The 17,805-nt window shown below is 42.7% G+C and carries 17 protein-coding genes and 1 pseudogene; 4 read left to right on the top strand and 14 right to left on the bottom strand.

The annotated features are described in order from the left end of the window. Nucleotides 1-54: 54 nt before the first annotated feature. From QUF73_04235 to QUF73_04205, 7 genes are read right to left on the bottom strand one after another with little or no spacing between them, the layout of a single operon-like run. Complete coding sequence (locus QUF73_04235) at nt 55-651, bottom strand: flavin reductase family protein (GenBank protein ID MDM5225409.1); 597 nt, start codon at nt 649-651, stop codon at nt 55-57. A 20-nt stretch (nt 652-671) separates the two neighbouring features. Continuing rightward, entirely contained in the window at nt 672-1,919 is a 1,248-nt protein-coding gene (locus QUF73_04230; GenBank protein MDM5225408.1) for an MFS transporter, read from the bottom strand. Between the two features lie 24 nt (nt 1,920-1,943). Then, nucleotides 1,944-3,452 carry a sodium:solute symporter family protein gene (locus tag QUF73_04225; GenBank protein MDM5225407.1) on the bottom strand — a complete coding sequence of 503 codons (1,509 nt, stop codon included), beginning with the start codon at nt 3,450-3,452 and terminating at the stop codon, nt 1,944-1,946. After that, the gene (locus QUF73_04220) at nt 3,449-3,709 is read right to left on the bottom strand and encodes a hypothetical protein (protein ID MDM5225406.1); all 261 of its coding nucleotides are present in this window, start codon (nt 3,707-3,709) and stop codon (nt 3,449-3,451) included. The genes QUF73_04225 and QUF73_04220 overlap by 4 nt, the downstream gene beginning before the upstream one ends. A 25-nt stretch (nt 3,710-3,734) precedes the next feature. Further along, on the bottom strand, nt 3,735-4,340 hold the full coding sequence (gene leuD / locus QUF73_04215) for a 3-isopropylmalate dehydratase small subunit (protein MDM5225405.1): 606 nt from the start codon (nt 4,338-4,340) through the stop codon (nt 3,735-3,737). Then, on the bottom strand, nt 4,337-5,764 hold the full coding sequence (gene leuC, locus QUF73_04210; protein MDM5225404.1) for a 3-isopropylmalate dehydratase large subunit: 1,428 nt from the start codon (nt 5,762-5,764) through the stop codon (nt 4,337-4,339). Before leuC ends, leuD begins: the two co-directional genes overlap by 4 nt. Before the next feature lie 12 nt (nt 5,765-5,776). Then, nucleotides 5,777-6,979 carry a CaiB/BaiF CoA-transferase family protein gene (locus QUF73_04205; protein ID MDM5225403.1) on the bottom strand — a complete coding sequence of 401 codons (1,203 nt, stop codon included), beginning with the start codon at nt 6,977-6,979 and terminating at the stop codon, nt 5,777-5,779. A gap of 219 nt (nt 6,980-7,198) precedes the next feature. Between QUF73_04205 and QUF73_04200 the strand changes: the two genes are divergently transcribed. Together QUF73_04200 and QUF73_04195 are read left to right on the top strand one after the other, a co-directional pair. After that, on the top strand, nt 7,199-7,870 hold the full coding sequence (locus tag QUF73_04200) for a GntR family transcriptional regulator (GenBank protein ID MDM5225402.1): 672 nt from the start codon (nt 7,199-7,201) through the stop codon (nt 7,868-7,870). Further along, nucleotides 7,867-8,751, top strand: a complete 885-nt coding sequence (locus QUF73_04195) for a hydroxymethylglutaryl-CoA lyase (protein ID MDM5225401.1) — start codon at nt 7,867-7,869, stop codon at nt 8,749-8,751. Before QUF73_04200 ends, QUF73_04195 begins: the two co-directional genes overlap by 4 nt. 586 nt (nt 8,752-9,337) lie before the next feature. Here the strand turns inward: QUF73_04195 and QUF73_04190 are convergent. The 4 genes from QUF73_04190 to QUF73_04175 form a co-directional block, all read right to left on the bottom strand. Next, nucleotides 9,338-9,655 carry a nuclease-related domain-containing protein gene (locus tag QUF73_04190; protein ID MDM5225400.1) on the bottom strand — a complete coding sequence of 106 codons (318 nt, stop codon included), beginning with the start codon at nt 9,653-9,655 and terminating at the stop codon, nt 9,338-9,340. Further along, nucleotides 9,652-9,918, bottom strand: coding sequence for a nuclease-related domain-containing protein (locus QUF73_04185; GenBank protein MDM5225399.1), 267 nt, complete (start codon nt 9,916-9,918; stop codon nt 9,652-9,654). Before QUF73_04185 ends, QUF73_04190 begins: the two co-directional genes overlap by 4 nt. A 94-nt stretch (nt 9,919-10,012) precedes the next feature. Further along, nucleotides 10,013-11,266: a methyl-accepting chemotaxis protein gene (locus QUF73_04180; GenBank protein ID MDM5225398.1), complete on the bottom strand. Its 1,254-nt coding sequence runs from the start codon at nt 11,264-11,266 to the stop codon at nt 10,013-10,015. A 220-nt stretch (nt 11,267-11,486) separates the two neighbouring features. Continuing rightward, complete coding sequence (locus QUF73_04175) at nt 11,487-12,647, bottom strand: MFS transporter (protein ID MDM5225397.1); 1,161 nt, start codon at nt 12,645-12,647, stop codon at nt 11,487-11,489. A 248-nt stretch (nt 12,648-12,895) separates the two neighbouring features. Here QUF73_04175 and QUF73_04170 point away from each other — a divergent pair, with 248 nt between their 5' ends. Continuing rightward, nucleotides 12,896-13,060, top strand: a complete 165-nt coding sequence (locus QUF73_04170; protein MDM5225396.1) for a hypothetical protein — start codon at nt 12,896-12,898, stop codon at nt 13,058-13,060. Between the two features lie 120 nt (nt 13,061-13,180). Beyond that, nucleotides 13,181-14,203, top strand: a complete 1,023-nt coding sequence (locus QUF73_04165) for a DUF1646 family protein (protein ID MDM5225395.1) — start codon at nt 13,181-13,183, stop codon at nt 14,201-14,203. Between the two features lie 53 nt (nt 14,204-14,256). Here QUF73_04165 and QUF73_04160 read toward each other — a convergent pair. The 3 genes and pseudogenes from QUF73_04160 to QUF73_04150 all read right to left on the bottom strand — a co-directional run bounded on the left by QUF73_04160 (nt 14,257) and on the right by QUF73_04150 (nt 17,797). Beyond that, nucleotides 14,257-15,226 (bottom strand): annotated as a pseudogene (locus QUF73_04160) (zinc-binding dehydrogenase). Nucleotides 15,227-15,352: 126 nt separating this feature from the next. Beyond that, the gene (locus QUF73_04155) at nt 15,353-16,492 is read right to left on the bottom strand and encodes a glycerate kinase (GenBank protein ID MDM5225394.1); all 1,140 of its coding nucleotides are present in this window, start codon (nt 16,490-16,492) and stop codon (nt 15,353-15,355) included. A 21-nt stretch (nt 16,493-16,513) separates the two neighbouring features. Continuing rightward, nucleotides 16,514-17,797, bottom strand: a complete 1,284-nt coding sequence (locus QUF73_04150) for a GntP family permease (GenBank protein ID MDM5225393.1) — start codon at nt 17,795-17,797, stop codon at nt 16,514-16,516. Between the last annotated feature and the right edge of the window lie 8 nt (nt 17,798-17,805).

Below are 17,805 nucleotides of genomic sequence, written 5' to 3'. Positions count from 1 at the left end.
AGGTATACTCCCATTGCAAAAAAATGCCGGCCATAAGGTCCGGCATTTGAAAATTTATCTCGGCAGCTTGAAGAATTCGCTGCTTTCACTATAGTTTCCTGCCAGCCTTCCAAGCGGCTGCAGTTTTTCTAAATTCACTTTATAATTATCGAGATAGTAATCATCGTCAATATGATAATGTACCATTCTCCCAATAATAAGATGATCACTTCCCAGCTTAATTATCTGTTCCAGCTTGCATTCCATATGGATTGGTGCTTCTTTTACCCTCCTAGGTGCAACCAAACGACTTTCAGCATCGGAAAGCCCTGCCGCTTCAAACTCATCAGCCTCACGCGGGAGATTCTCTGCACTTTTTTGCATTTGGTTTCCCAATGGCGCAGGAACTACATTGATGACAAACTCTTTTGTTGCTCGAATATTGACCAATGTATCTTTTTCTGTTCCTTCCCTGTCGCCCACGCCAGGTCCAATTGAAATACAGAGCATGGGCGGATTTCTTGAAACAACAGTGAAAAAACTGAAAGGTGCGAGATTCTGGCCGCCTTCCTCAGATACAGTGGAAACCCAGGCAATCGGCCTTGGGACGACAGATCCGGTTAATAATTTGTACACTTCTTTTTCTCCAAGTTCCGAGGGGTTAAATTCCAAACGAATCACTCCTTCCACTTTTAAATAACAAAGTTATTCTTTTTATTCATCATCGATAATGCTGTCAGTAAAGTAAAAACTATAAACATCATACCTGTGATTAAAAACCACCCTGAAGAAAATTGACCAGTCTTATCCACGATTAAACCGAACAAGGGCGGAATGATAATGGCTCCGGCTGATCCCAGTGTGATACTGATCCCGCTTGAGATGCCAGCTTGTTCTTTCGGAACCAATTCACTTGCAAGATTCATCCAGATGCCATTGAATCCTGAAGCTGCAAATCCAAAAAGAGCTGTAATGGGAACCATTACCCAAAAAGGGGCTGAAGTTATGACAGCAGCTGACGTACTGGCCAATGCGGTAATAATGGTAATAATCATAAGGATTACAACACGCTTTCCTTCAAACAGCCTGTCGCTTATGATTCCCCAGGCAACCCTGCCAACGGTTCCGGATACTTCAGATATAACCAGGAGAATACCTGATAAAAAGATTGAAATTTTCAGCTGTTCATAGGCAAATAAAACAATATACGTATTTAAGCACATTTGCGTGCCATTCAAACCGAGAGCACTAAAGCTTATCAGCATTAAGGCTTTATTTTTAAACATTTTAAACATCGATCTATAAAATTGGAGCAAACTCATGCTGCTGCCTTTCGCTTGTTCCAGTTCAGGCGGATCCCGGTAAAAATGATAGGAGACGAATCCGCCCGCCAATAAAAGAATGCAGGCCGTAAGAAGTACAATTCTCCAGCCAAAAGTTACACTAAGCGGAAGCAGTATCAAACTGGCCAGAGCCGACCCTGCTGTGATGCCGGTTTGTTTTATTCCCATTGCTGTTCCCCGCTGTTTGAGCGGGAACCAATAAATGATGCCTCTATTTGTGATCGGGTGCATGGAACCATACCCAATTCCGCCGATAACAATCAATAACAGGACAAGCCAGAAATCATGAAGCAAGGTCATGAACAGAAAGCCTAACCCCATTAAAGCCGAAGCCAGGACCAATAATTTACGGGAGCCTGCCAGGTCAGTCAGAAAGCCGGCTGGAACTGAAATGATCGCCTGGCCCAAAAAGAGAGCCGCCGGGAGCATGCCAATTTGCGACTTGGTCAAGGAAAGATCCTCCCCGATTAAAACGCCCAGCGGTCCAATGCTTCTGCCGACAAATGCTACCATCAGCTGTGCGAGCAGAAGAAATAAAAGCATTTTCCATGGATTTTCATTGATGGCAAATTGTTTTTCTGCCAGTGAATTACTCATAATCAATCATCTCTTTTTTGGCTATTAAGCCTTTAAATTGATTGCAGTCAAATCTTCCTCCAGAACTTTGCTTTTCGAAACAGCCGGAGCTAAAAGGGAGCCTGCAATACAGATAAAGAAGTTCAGTCCCAGCCCAATGACGCCGCCGTGAATTCCATAGATCGTTTTATAGCCTGTAAGCGTAAGCACTCCTGCTAATATGGCGCCTGCAAGCATTCCCCAGAAAACAGCCTTTACTGATAAGCGCTTCCAATATAAGCCCAGTACAAAAGCCGGGAATACCTGAACAAGCAATTCGAATTTCAAGACGAAAATTTCATATAGCGTTCCCGGAGGATTCCAGGCAATCCACAGAAGAAAGATAATGGCAATGATTCCGCATACTTTCCCGACCATGACCTTCTTATGTTCAGATGCTTTAGGATTGATGAATTTTCCATATACGTCATTTGAGAGCATGGATGAAAAGCTGAGCAGAACAGAGTCGGCTGTAGAAATAATGGCAGCAACTATCCCGCCAAAGAAGATGATCATAATCCAGTAATAAAATGGATTAATGGCGGCAATCTCATTGGCCATCAGACCTACGAGCTGTTCAGAACCCGTCTTATCCAGTCCTGGAAAAAGCATAATTCCAATAATACCTACCATAAATACAAGCCCTGTTGTAATGGGCGGCATCCATGCCATGCGGGCAAATGATTTTTTCAGTGTTTTTTCGCTTTGCGCAGAATATATTCTTTGAACAGCGTGCGGATAAATACTTGCTCCCAGTCCAACAAGCAGGAGCATACTTAGCCAATTGATATTCACTTCCATTGGAGGGACTGCTGTTTTTGCAGGCTCCATTTCTGCTACATACCTGGTAACTTCAGAGAAATTTCCTCCGACAAGATACAAGCCGCCAATCAGGAAGACAATGATTCCGATCATAAGAACAATGCCCTGCATAACATCCGTAAAAGCAACTGCCTTCATTCCGCCCATCCACTCATAGGCAAGCATAACAGCTACAAAGACGATAACAGCTATTTGGTATGGGATAGTGCCGCCTGTCATCCCTGACACAGCCTGACCGATTGCTACCAGCTGTTCTAAAAGATAGTTTCCAAGCCCCCAAAGCATGAGAAAAATACTAAGCAGAGTGACTGCCTTTGATTTAAAGCGATGATCGATCCAGTCAGTAGGTGTAACAAAGTTTCTTTTCTTTGCAATAACATATAACCTTGGTGCGAACAGTAAATAAATTCCGATAATGATTGTCATAAATGAAATGGACTGAATCCACGAGAAACCTGTTCTATATGCAGTTGGTGCATATCCGACAATGGTATTTCCGCTATATTGCGTCGCATATAGGGTGAAAAAGAGTGCAATAAAACCGAGATTCCTTCCGGCAAGGTAGTACCCTGAAAGACTGTGATGTAGGTTCTTCTCACCTCTGCCGGATAAGTATCCAATTACCAGCATGATGATGGCAAAGGCTGATAAAATAATGATCCCATCTGTGCCTGCAAATGCTAAATCATTCATGATTTATCCCCCTTTGCTTGTTCGGCTTCTTCCTGGTCCTCCACGATATTCCACTCATTCACACAAAGCCAGCTTAAATATCCGCACATAATAATGGAAAAAGCTGTCGAAATAAATGCCCATAGCGGAAACCCGAGAATATAGGGCTCTGCAGCTGCATCCGGGAAATACCAGGGGACTACACCAAGTGTTATGATGGCGAGGACTATCCAAATCCACTTTTTTCGAATAGGTTCTTTTATCGTTCTGTTTTCCATATGGCTTCCTCCCTTTTACTGAAATTTAAATTCCCAGCTTATAGAAAATCTTATGTGCCGATTCAAATGAGTCTATTAATTCAGCCGATTGAAGGGTTGCTCCGATTTCGTCCAGCCCTTTTAACAGCTGGTCTTTTCGATAAGAAACGATATCGAATTCGGCTATATATCCGAAAGAGTCTTCAATTCTTTGATTTTCTAAATCTACCCTCAGCTGATAACCAGGTGATTCATTGCTTTTTTGAAATAAAACTTCTATATCCTTTTCAGGCAAGACCACTGGAAGGATGCCATTTTTAAAACAATTATTATAGAAAATATCAGCGAATGATGGTGCCAGGATCACTCTAATCCCATATTCTGCAATCGCCCAGGGTGCATGCTCTCTGGATGAACCACAGCCAAAGTTTTTCCTTGCCAGCAGAATTGGTGCATGCCGGTAGGGTTCACGATTTAGAATGAAATCCGATTTTTCCCTGCCATTTTCGTATCGCCATTCATAGAAGAGGAATTCGCCAAATCCAGTCCTTTCAATTCTTTTTAAAAACTGTTTTGGAATGATGGCATCTGTGTCAACATTTACAGCATCAAGCGGAGCTGCTATGCCAGTAAATCTGGTAAAAGACTTCATTGTACACTGACCTCCTTTCTATACTTAACAGGCCACTCCCTTACATCTATAAACCGGCCGGCAATGGCTGCTGCTGCAGCCATATCAGGACTGACCAAATGAGTCCTTGCATTTCTTCCCTGCCTGCCTTCAAAATTCCGGTTGGAAGTGGATGCACAGCGTTCTTCAGGAAGAACCAAATCCTCATTCATACCGAGGCACATGCTGCAGCCCGCTTCTCTCCATTGAAAACCGGCATTGATAAAAATTTGGTCGAGCCCTTCAGCTTCTGCCTGCATTTTTACAAGCTGTGAACCAGGAACAACAAGAGCATCCACATGTTCAGCAACTTTGTAACCGTTTACGATTTTTGCCGCTTTTCGAAGATCTTCTATTCGGCTGTTTGTACAGGAGCCGATAAAGACTTTATTGATCACTATTTCTGTGATAGGTGTTCCTGGCTGAAGGTCCATGTATTTTAATGCTTTTTTAGCTGGTCCTATTTGATCTGCAGGCAAATCTTCCATTAACGGTATATCTTCTGTAATACCTGCTACCTGGCCCGGATTCGTCCCCCAGGTAACCTGCGGGATTACTTCAGCTGCGTTAAAGTCAGCTGTCAGTTCAAATTCGGCATCTTCGTCAGTATAATATTTCTTCCATTCTGCAAGAGCCTCTTCCCACTCCATTCCAACAGGAACAGCTTTTTTTCCTTTCAAATAGTTAAAGGTTTTTTCGTCAGGCTGAATCAGTCCTGCCCTTGCTCCCATTTCAATGCTCATATTGCATACAGTCATTCGCTCTTCCATTGTTAAATTACGAATCGCTTCACCACGATACTCCACAACATAGCCTGTTGCAAAATCATGACCATACTTTCCAATGAGCGAAAGAATCAGATCTTTGGCAGTCGTTCCTTGCGGCAAATTGCCGCGTATATTAATTGCTAATGTTTTGGCTTTAAATTGCTTTAATGTTTGAGTGGCAAGGACATGCTCTACTTCACTCGTGCCAATGCCAAAGGCAAGTGCCCCGAAAGCTCCATGTGTAGAGGTATGACTGTCACCGCAAACGATGGTCATTCCTGGCTGTGTTAACCCAAGCTCCGGAGCAATGACGTGTACAATTCCCTGATTTCGGCTTTCCATGTCAAATAGCTGTATGCCGAACTCCCTGCAGTTTTTTGTCAGAGCGTCGACTTGCTTTTTGGCGATTTGGTCTTTAAAAGGAAGAGAACGGTCGGTCGTTGGAATGCTGTGATCCATGGTAGCCACAGTCAGATCCGGCCTTCTCACTTTGCGATTCTTAATTCTTAAGCCTTCAAATGCCTGAGGTGATGTGACCTCATGTACTAAATGAAGATCAATGTACAAAAGGGAAGGCTGATCCTGTTCCTCCATGACTGCATGCTTTTCCCAGATTTTCTCATATAAGGTCCGCCCCATTCTGAAGCCCTCCTAAATGATATTATTTTTCTTCAATTCTTCTAATCTCTCTTCATTGAAACCAAGAAAGCCTGTGTATATTTCATGATTATGCTTGCCCATTTCTTCCGGGCCGGCATGCTTCACTTCCCCTGGTGTCCTGCTTAATTTTGGGACAATGCCAGGCATCGGAAATTCTCCCAGCTGCGGATGCTCTACTTTAATAATCATGTCGCGTTCTTTATAATGCGGATCTTCCAGAATATCTTTAGCCGTATAAATTAGCCCTGATGGAACTCCCTTATCTTCAAGAATTTTAAGCGCTTCTTTAGCGGGGAGAGTCTTTGTCCATTCTTCAATCATGGAGTCAAGAAGCTTCATGTTTTCTCCTCTTGCATGGTGAGTCGCGAATCTTGAATCATCTGCCAATTCCGGCTGCTCCATGGCCTCGCATAACCTGCGGAACACTCCATCTGCATTGGCCCCTATGACGATGTATGTTTTATCATTCGTGAAGTAAATGTTAGATGGAGCTACACCTGGCAGGATATTGCCCATCCTTTCCCTTATGTATCCTGCTAAGAGATAATCCGGAATAATGCTTTCCATCACAGAGAAGACAGATTCATAGAGGGCCGTATCGACAACCTGTCCCTTTCCCGAACGCTCCCTCTCATGTAATGCAACCAGGCAGCCAATTGTAGCAAAAAGTGCAGCCAAAGTATCGCCCATTGAGACACCAATTCTTGAAGGCGGCCTGTCTGGGAAACCGGTTACATTTCTGAGCCCTCCCATTGCTTCACCGACACTTCCAAATCCAGCACGATGCTTATAGGGTCCTGTCTGTCCATAGCCCGAAGTCCGTACCATGATTAATTTAGGGTTGATTTCGGAAAGTGCTTCATAGGAAAGATTCCATTTTTCCATTGTACCCGGGCGGAAATTCTCAATGACAACATCAGCTCCTTTAATAAGCTCCCTTAAAATCTGCTGCCCTTCTTCCTCCCTAAGGTTTAATGTAATCGATTTTTTATTTCGCGATTGAATCGGCCACCAAAGGCCCACGCCATCCTTTGACTTCCCCCAGTTTCTCATAGGGTCTGATTTTCCCGGAGGCTCGACCTTGATGATTTCAGCACCGAAGTCCCCAAGAAGGCGTCCTGAAAATGGACCAGCTAAAAGTGTGCCAAGCTCCAGGACTTTTATATCTTCCAATGGAAGCTGTTTTTCTGACATGGATTTCCCTCCTGTTATCACTTTCATGTAATGTTAAATTTCAATTTTCTTAATCTTGTATACAAATTTAATTGTTTGTATACAATAAGTCAATGAGAATTTTAAAATTTTTCTGAAATTAAATGATAATCCTTTATTCTAAGCTATTTTCAATAAAATTTTCAGAATATTTGTTGTAATAATTCTTCCGTTTGTATACAATACAATTGAGGTGTTGATATGGATGCATACGAATTTATTAGAGATGCCATTATTGAAGGGAAATTTGCCCCTGGCATGCGGCTTGCGGAGGAATCATTGGCTAAAGAGATGAACCTTAGCCGCACACCTATTAGAGAGGCAATTAGACAGCTTGAAGCAGAAGGCCTCGTCATTCCATTAAAGCGCGGTGTCAGCGTAAGGCATTTTACAAAAGATGATATAAGGCAAATCTATGACCTGCGCACACTTCTGGAAGGGTACGCTGCCAGTCAGGCGGCGATCCACCGGACAGAAAATGACCTGCTGGAAATGGAAAGAGCCAATATTTTATATGAAGAAGCAATTAGCCGATATGTGGAATCCGATATGGAATGCCTGAAAGATATTGTTCAGGTAAACCAGAAATTTCATGAAACGATAGTGGCTGCTTCCAAAAATGAGCATATTCATTTCCACATTTCAAAGGTTGTCGTAGTTCCAATCGTGTTCAGGTCCTTCTATTGGTATAACAGCTTTCAGCTTAAACAATCCCTTGAAGTGCATAAAACCATTTTGGAAGCAATCCAAAATCGGGAACCCGAACGTGCCCGCATTGCCATGCATGAGCATATTTACCAGGGACGTGATCATGTTTTGAAGCACCTGGAGCAAATTAAAAATATTCAGCTGCTGAAGGAGGAAGTAAAGTGATTGAAATTTGTGAAGTTGGTCCACGTGATGGTCTGCAAAATGAGTGCAAAATTGTTCCAACGGAAACAAAAGTTAAATTGATTACTAGATTAATTGATTCCGGCATCCGTAATATAGAAGCCGTATCTTTTGTCAATCCGAAGGTTGTTCCTCCCATGGCTGATGCAGAGGAAGTTTTGAAATCGCTTCCTAAAAGGCATGGCGTCCGGTACGGCGGTCTGGTTTTAAGCCGCTCTGGCCTGGAACGTGCACTCAAAACTGATGTAGATTTTCTTCATGTTGTAACAACAACAAGTGATTCATTCAATTTACGGAATGTGAAAAGGACTGTTGAGCAGGCTGTTGATGAGCTCTCATTAGTGATTAAGGATGGTGCTGCATCTGGAAAGGGTGTGGCTGGGGTATTGGGAACAGCATTCGGCTGCCCTTTTGAAGGTGAAGTTCCAATGGATAACGTTCTGAAAGCAGCAGAGAAGTTTTTGGAAGCAGGCTGTACGGAAATCACCCTGGCTGATACAACGGGCATGGCGAATCCTATTCAGGTGCAAAAGATGGTAGATTCGTTTTTCGATGCGTTCGGAAGAGATTTTTCGCTTGGCCTTCATTTCCATAATACGCGCGGTTTGGGACTGGCAAATGTATTGGCGGGATATCAGGCGGGTGTCCGCCGCTTTGATTCCTCGATTGCCGGACTTGGCGGATGCCCATTTGCACCGAAAGCAGTCGGAAATGTTTGTACGGAAGATATGATCAATATGTTCCACGGAATGGGTGTGGATACGGGGACGAACCTTCCTTCTGTACTGGAAACAGCAAATTGGATGGAAACAGTGATGGAACGGCCGCTGGATGGAATGTTAATGAAGGCGGGAATAGCTTAATTGCGGGAAAAGCCATCTGGGGGATGGCTTTTTTTAGTCGTTATGGCTGAAAACGAACAATTTTTTATCTTTTGAATGCATCTTTTCCCCAGTTTGCTAGTTCTTTTCCTTATATTCTTGACTTGTTTCCCCATTTATTAAATTGCTTTCCTCTTTTTCTATGATCCTTTCCCCGATTTTTCAATTGTTTTCCTTTAGTTCATAATTGTAGATATTTTAAACTTTCAAATACACCCTTTGTGATCTTTCACCTTTATGTGGTATACCCATATTGGAAAGTAATCTCGTTGCTGAATTTAAGGAACTTACATGTGTGAATACTCTAAACTCCTTACTAGAGATGACTGGCTTTATCAGCAGAAAATAATCCTGGACAGCTTGATGATGAGCTTTGTCGGATATGGATTTGCAGGCAGGACAATGCCATTTCCCCCAATAAAAAATCATTGGGAGTGCAGAACATACGGGACAATATACACCCGTAAGTATGGTATCGGGATAAATGTTTAAATATTTCATTATATCAATTTCATACTCAACATGTTTATTTAAAAGTATATGGCTAATTTTTTTAATTGTTTTTCATTTAACTCTCAATAGAATATGATTTTTTTATGGAGTTAAGGTTACTTAAAAATCGGTGGGCATGCATAACTTTTTTTGAGGTTTGTTTAGATGGAGATTTGATGATGGTGGAAGGGCTGCTGATAATGACGGCAAATTCTATGGGGATATCCAGAAAAGCATTTGCCGCCAGCCACTTTTTTAATTGCCTGCTTTGGTGTTCAGCCTGGGAAATGGGGTCGTGGAAAGCTTCCTCCTTTTCGTTATGGATTCGAATGAGCTGGTGGAATTCGGGTTCAAAGATGATGGTTCCGTTCCAGTTTTTCACCTCAAGGATCATGGCAAATCTTTCGTTAGAAGTAAGGTATCAATCTGGAAAAATTGACTTCCATTCGAAAGCCAAAGGCCATGGTATATCCAATACTCCTTTCCGTCCAAAAAACTTAAATAATAATCCAGCTTTTGTTCCCCTATAAATCCAGCTCTGCGTTTGATCAATTCAGATACTGCCCTATCCCTCCCCTGCTCCATTTCAGGCATGCGCCTTATTAATGCTTCCAGTTTTGTTATGAAATCGGGCACCTTTCTTTCTTTTTTTAACAATTTAAATCACTCCTCTCCTTTTATAATTCTTTGAAGTGGTTAAATACCCTTCAAACTTATAAAAGAGTTCAGGTTTTCACCTAAACTCCTTTTACTACAGTTTAAATCTGCTGATCAACCCTTTCAAATCCTCCGCCATACTCGTAAGCTGGTCAGCTGAGAGTGATATTTCCTCCATTGATGCAGCCTGCTCTTCCGTTGAAGCCAGTACACTTTGTGTGGCCATGGCTGATTCATTTGCCACATGGGATATCTCGTCCATGGATTGAACCATTTGCTGTGAACCGACAGACATTTGCTGAATGGCTGATGCGACTTCCTCCATTTGATCCGTCACCGTGCTGACAGACTGCTGGATTTGTTTGAATGAATCGCCTGCATCCTTCATGACTTCCATTCCTTCTGTTACTTCATGATTAACCGTATCCATTGTTTGGACAACCTGATTGGTTTCTTCCTGGATTTTTGATATCAGCTGGCTGATTTGCAGGGTGGATTCCGCAGATTTTTCAGCGAGATTTCTAACCTCGTTTGCTACAACAGCAAAGCCTTTTCCCTGTTCTCCTGCGCGGGCCGCCTCAATAGCAGCATTTAAAGCCAGAAGATTTGTTTGGGCGGCAATGCCCGTAATTACTTCGATGATCTTTCCGATCTCTTGTGAACGCTGGCCAAGGCCTTTTACCACCTTGGATAAATCCTGTACATTTACATGAATGGAGTTCATTTGGCATCCTGCTGTTGAAATGGATGCAGAACCATGATTTGCTTTTTCCAGTGAATCGTTGATTTGTTCTGTAACCTGTTCTGAGTTTGCAGCGACGTGTGTCAGGCTTTCGGACATCTGCATGATGACATTGGAAGCAGTTCCGACTCCCTTGACCTGGTCATCGGCACCTGCTGCTACTTCTTCAATGACCTCAGCTATGTGACTTGTTGCCATATTGGTCTGCTGGGCACCAGATGATAGCTGCTGTGCATATTGTGTGACTTCGTTCGAAGCCAAAACCACTTTATTCAGCACTTCCTGCCAGGCAGATGCAGTATGATTCAATGCTGTAGCAATCGATCCAAGCTGCCCCACTGATTTTTCGTCAAGTCTTGTGGACATATGTCCATCTGCAAGTTCATCGATAAACCTATTAATTTTGCTGATGGGTGCAATAAACTTGCGGTAATTCATAAATGCGGATAATATTCCCGCAAGTGAACCGAGAATCACTATAAAAGCAATGGTGATCCAAAAAGCGCTTCCTTCCAATCCATTACCAACGCATACTGCAGCGCTTATGATCAATACAGTCGGGATAATGACGAGTAAAGTACGGAGCATATAGCTAAGTTGACTCATGAAACGGACCCCTTTTTCTATCATTTATTATAATAAAAAAATGATTTACAAATTCCTCCTCAAATATCTTCTTTTACCACCGGACAATTTGATTATAGTGGATAAAAGGAAAATATATCAATATATTTCGAAGGATTGTTTTTAAAATAATTGAAATAGTTCGTCATTTTTTTACAAATAGAAATGCCAGCCTTCCAAGAAGCTGGCATTTTAATCATATCTATTCAGCTGCAGCAGTCCTTCTCTCTTTTTTAGCCATGGAAAGAACGGCAGTGCCAAGAGCAATAATAATAAAAACACTGCCTGCTGCTGCATTGTATTCTACAGAGGTTGTCTCGATCATGATGCCGCCGATCATGCTGCCGAATGCCATTCCCATGTGAACTGCGGAGTTGTTCAATGTTTGCTGGATATCAGAAGTTTCCGGTGTTACTTCAATTAAATAGCTGTGTATGGCCGGTGTGATCGCCCAGCTGAGCATACTCCAAATGACTACCGCGATCAGGAAAACGGGCAGAGAAAAAGCGGCGAACGGCAATGAGAAAAGGGTAATCCCAAACATGGCAAGGAGAGTCAAAATGACAGATTTTGCACCAAAACGGTCAGCCAGGAGACCGCCGATTCCTCCTCCGATGACAGCAGCAATTCCAAAAATCAGGTAAACAATGCTGACCCAGCTGCCGTCAAGCCCCATTTTCATCTTCAGGAATGGAGTAAGGTAACCGTAAAAAGTTAAATGGCCAGTCATTAACAGGAACGATGTTATTTGTGTTAGAGCAATTTTGCGGCTTTTCAGGGTTTTAAGCTGGATGCCTATTGGAACAGCGGGCTTTGGAGCAACTTTGCCCATAAAGAAATGAACGCCTGCCATTGATATGACTGTCAGTGCAGATATGAGTACAAACGGAGCGCGCCAGCCAAAAACATTTCCAAGCATCAATCCAATGGGCACACCCAGCACAAGGGATGCACTAATCCCCATAAAGACGATGCCGATGGCACGTGCACGATATTCTTCTGTGACGATGTAGGAAGCCATTGTCATACATAATGCGATAAGCAGTGAGCCGCTGGCTGCCGCTAAAATCCGGCCAACTAATAATACACTGTAATGCGGGCTAAATACGGCAACAATATTTCCGGCCAAAAATACAGCCAATGATATCATCATTAAACGGCTGCGTTCCATTTTAACCGTTATCGTGAGCAGGACAGGCGCAGCAATGGCAAAGGCGAGCGAAAATACTGTAATTAACAGACCCGCCTGCCCCAAACTAACACCTAAATCAGAAGCTACAAGATCCAGCAGCCCCCCTATAATCAGTTCCACCATTCCAACAACAAACGATATGATTGCTAATAAATAGATGCGTTTATCCAAGCTAAACTTCCTCTCTAGTATTCAAGCTGTTCTCAGAAATTTTAATAAAATAACATCTTAACATACCAAATAGCTTTAGCTCAAAGGATAGAATAATCTAAAAATAATTAAGGCTATTTTGTAAATATAATTTCTTTTTTGGGATAAAATATAACTATCTTACTAAAACATCTTCCATAAATTTCATGTTTGAATATAACGATTAAATAGGAATGTAACTAACAAATACTGTAAGGGAGTTGATTCATTTGTTGGACAATCAACCAAAGAAAGAGCACAGTTTATCCCCTCTAACGTCACCTGCCATTGACGAAATACAGCCTGCGGGTACAACTCCTGCTGACACAAATGCCATAAATAGCATTGAGCCTGAATTTGATCTTACTGGAACAGTTTTAAATGACTATAACTAAGTGATAATCCCTGCGGTTCTCCAGCAGGGGTTTTTTTATGGCAAGTTTGTCCGATTCTCAGCATATGCATGTAGTATTCCTTGTGTTTAACTTGGAAAATAACCAAATGGAGCAGGATTTATGATTTATTTGTTAGTGGTTATTTTCATTATTGTCCTTGTCATGCCTTTTCTTTCTGAGTTTGTGGAAAAAAATCTGGAGATGTTTCTATTTGTAATGGGGCTTTCAGCTGCAATGGCAAGCGGAGTACTGAATAGCGGACTATTTGTAAAAGCAGCACAGGAACCTGTAAAAATTACTCTTGCTGTCTTTATTGCAGGACTTCTGTTTAAGTGGTTTCAGGCAAATTTGGAAAGAAGCATACTTTCAGTAAGCCGGATTATGCCTTTTCGTTTATTTGCAGCTTTAACTGTCATTTTTCTTGGGTTAATTTCAAGCGTTATTACAGCCATTATCGCTGCATTAGTTCTTGTATTAATCGTCAGTGCCCTTCGGCTGGACAGAAGCTCTGAAATCAGGCTGACCGTACTCGCCTGTTTTTCGATTGGTCTGGGCGCAGCATTGACGCCGATTGGCGAACCGCTTTCCACCATTGCAATCAGTAAAATGAAAGAAGATTTCTTCTTTTTGATGGAATTGGTTGGACCGCAAATCACCATCGCCCTCCTATTTTTCGGAATTATGGCCGCACTGGCTGTTAAGCCTCCTGCTTCAGGGAAAGCATCTTTTACAAAAAAGCCTGCCAGTGAAAACTATGAAGAGATTTTTGTGAGGGCTTTAAAAATATATTTCTTTGTCATGGGCCTGACGATGCTTGGGGCTGGTTTTGAACCGTTAATCAACCACTTCTTAATAGGGTTAAATCCGCTATTATTATATTGGATCAATATGATTTCTGCTGTACTGGACAATGCAACACTTGCAGCTGCTGAAATTAGCCCATCAATGGACTATTTTACCGTTCAATCCATTCTTCTTGGACTCCTGATCAGCGGCGGAATGCTTATTCCAGGCAATATTCCCAATATTATTGCTGCTGGTAAACTGCAGATTACGAGTAAAGAGTGGGCAGTATTCGGGGTTCCTTTTGGGCTGGTCACTATGATTGGTTATTTTGTGCTTATATTGGTCATGGGAAATTGAAAGGGGATTGGCCCCTTTTCAATTTCCTTTTTAATATTGTTTACATAATATTATTATCGTATATCCAGTAATATTTTACCGGTGCTCATCCTGCTTTCGATCAGCTTATGAGCTTCAGCTGCTTCTTCCAAAGGAAACCTGTGCCCAATTCTAATTTGCAGTTTCTCTTCTTTTAAAAACTGCATGACTTTTTGAGCTGAGTGATTCCGGACGCTTCTTTCTTGTTGTGCCGAGACTGTAGCCCAAGGCAGAACGGCAGCTCTTATGCAGGTCATTGGTATTTATGATCCCTTGTTTGCCGCTCGAATTGCCGAATTGAATAAGCCGGCCATAGTCAGCCAGACAACGGAAACTTTTCTGAGTTATGCTGCCGGCAAGAGAATCCAGGATAATATCCGCACCTTTTCCGCCGGTTATTTCAATTACCTTTTCTGCAAAATCATTCTGTTCGTATACAAGGACATGATCAGAACCTGCTTCCACAGCAGCAGGTACTTTCGTTTCACTGCCAACAGTTCCAATAACCAGACCTGCTCCTAATATCTTTGCCATTTGGATTGCAGTAGTGCCTACCCCGCCTGCTGCTGAATGAACCAGAACGGTTTCACCATTTTGGATTCTTGAAATATCTGCAAGCAATTTATAAGATAAAAAAGAAACAGTCAGGGATGCTGCAGCTATATCCAACTCTACTTCATCCGGCACTGCAAATGTCAGGTTTTCATCGGCTGCAGCGTACTCACCATAAGATCCTTCAGAAGGAAACGCTGCAACACGATCACCAATATTAAAATTTGTAATTTCACTCCCAATTTCCACTACTGCTCCTGCTGCATCAAGGCCGGGAATAAACGGAAATAGGCCAGTTCCTCCCTGCCCAATTCTCGCTTTCACATCAGCAAAATTGACGCTTGCTTTTTCCACTTTAATCAATACTTGATTCCGCTTTATTTTTGGAATTTCCATTTCTGTGTAAGTCAATACGTCCGGATTACCATATTGTGTTACTGCAATTGCTTTCATATGATTGGCCTCCATTTATGTAATCCTTTAACATATTCGATATTTGAGACCAATAAGCCTCTTTTTGCTAAGGCTGACAACTCGAATTAAGGCTATAAAAAAGAAGCTGCATTTCACAGCCTCTCATTATAGTGATCCACTCATTTTCATACTGGCAGCAATGTTCCTCGCTGTTCTTTCCATATATATTGCTGCCTTCTCCAAAGCTTCCGGAAGGGTTACAACACCTGGGACAATGCTGAATAGAGCATCGATTCCGTGTTCATGCACAATATCGCTGTCGTCTGATAAAGAACCTGCAAGACCGATTACCGGTATCCCATGTTTCTTTGCCGCTCTAGCCACACCGATTGGCGTTTTTCCATATATGGTTTGGCTGTCAATTTTTCCTTCTCCAGTAATGACAAGGTCCGCATCCTTTACCTCATTTTCAAAATCTACGGCATGAAGGACGATTTCGATCCCTTTTTTCAAGTCGGCATTTAAAATGGCAAGCAGACTTCCCCCTATTCCTCCGGCAGCACCTGCCCCCTCAATATGTCGGAACTGTTTGCCGAGGGCGTTTTCGATCACATCTGCGAAATGCCCTAAATTCTGATCCAGCAGCTCAACCATCTCAGGTGTCGCTCCTTTTTGAGGGCCAAAGATCGCGGAGGCACCTCTTGTACCGGTCAAAGGGTTATCAACGTCACAGGCCACTTCGAAATGGACATCTCGAAGTCTTGAATCAAGACCTGACAGGTCTATTGCTGCAAGCTGAGCAAGAGACCCTCCGCCTGGACCGATGTCACTTCCAGTTTTATTAAGGAGTTTACCGCCTAAGGCTTGAATCATTCCTGCTCCTGCATCATTTGTAGCACTTCCGCCAATTCCAATAATGATGTGCTGAACTCCTGAGTCCATTGCCGCTGCGATTAACTCACCTGTTCCCCAGGTTGATGTAATTAAGGGGTTCCGTTTTTCTGAAGGAACCAAATGCAAGCCTGACGCAGCTGCCATTTCAATGACAGCTGTCTTTCCATCCCCCATTAATCCAAAGAATGCCTTGACAGGTTCCCCGAGAGGTCCTGTAACAGTCCGCTCTATAATCGTACCTTCCGTTGCATCAACAAGCGATTGGACCGTTCCCTCTCCTCCGTCAGCCATCGGCATTTTTTTGTAATCTGCTTCGTGAAAAATAAATTTAAAGCCTCTTTCAATGGCATTTGCAGCCTCAAGTGCCGATAAACTTTCCTTAAATGAATCCGGGGCAATCACGATTTTCATATTTGACCCTCTCCCTTTCTATTAGCAAAAAAGCTTAAAGACTCCAAATATAAGTGTAGAAATGACTGCAAGAGTTAAACCGATAAGCGATTCATATGGCATCAGCTTCAAGCGCTCCTTAATATCCATATTGACACTTCCTGCCGTTGCGTGGAAAAAGCTTCCGTGCGGCAAATGGTCCAGTACGGTTGCTCCTGCATGGATCATGGCTGCGCCTGCAAGCGCCGATACTCCCAATCCTAAAATTGTACTGCCAAACACACCACTTGCCACTGCTGTGCCTGCAGTTGTGGATGCCGTAGCAGCTGACATGAAAATACCAGAGACAGGCGCCAGCAGATAGGCTGGAAGACCTGAAGATGTTAATCCATTAATTATCACATCTTTTAAGCTTGAGTTTGCAATGATTCCAGCCAGGGTTCCTGTTCCAAGAAGCATAATGGCAACGCCTGACATTTTGTTTAAACCGGAAATAGCATACTCATTGATTTTCCTTGTCTTCTTCATCGCAATGGCTCCGATAATTCCCCCGGCTGGAAGTGCCACCATCGGATCAATATTAATATCAAATAATGGGCGAAGCGCCAATAAAATAATTGTAACCAGCGGCGCAATCATGGCAGTGATAAATAATGGAAGCTTTGTATTGCTGTTCACTTCCACTTCGCCATCTGAGATAGCTGACCCCTTATTTATAAGTTTCTTTGTAATGAAATACGTAACAGCAAGTCCAAATATGGCCGGGATGATTCCTGCAGCCATAACCGAAGTAAGCGGAACACCGAATGCGTCTGAAGCTGCAATGGCATTCGGATTTGGTGACATGATGTTCCCTGCTTTCCCTCCGCCAATCATCGCCAGCAAAATGGCTGTTTTTGAAAGTTTTGCCCGCTTCGCGATAGCTAAGGCAATAGGTGATACGGTAATGACTGCCACATCAACAAATACACCGACCGTTGTCAGGATCATTGTTGCCACTGCTAAGGCTAGAAGCGCTCGGGTTTCTCCCAATTTTTTTACTATTGTTTCGGCAATTGAGGAAGCCGCGCCAGATTCAATCAGGACACCTGCTAATATGCCGGCAGCCAGGATTCTGAGCACCGCCGGTATGATGCCTTTTGCTCCTTCCATCATTAAATTAACAGTGCTTGCAATATCTGCACCTCCGACTAAGCCGCCTATTAAAGCACCTGCTACCATTCCATAAGCAGGCGGAACTTTTTTCAAGATTAATAGTATGGCAATGACTAAGGCTGTTATTGCTCCTAAAGCGCTTACAGTTACATCCACATTTAGCCCTCCCATGATGATTT

The organism is Cytobacillus sp. NJ13, from assembly GCA_030348385.1.
GTDB lineage: Bacteria > Bacillota > Bacilli > Bacillales > Cytobacillaceae > Cytobacillus.
This window is presented reverse-complemented; position numbering and strand designations above follow the sequence as displayed.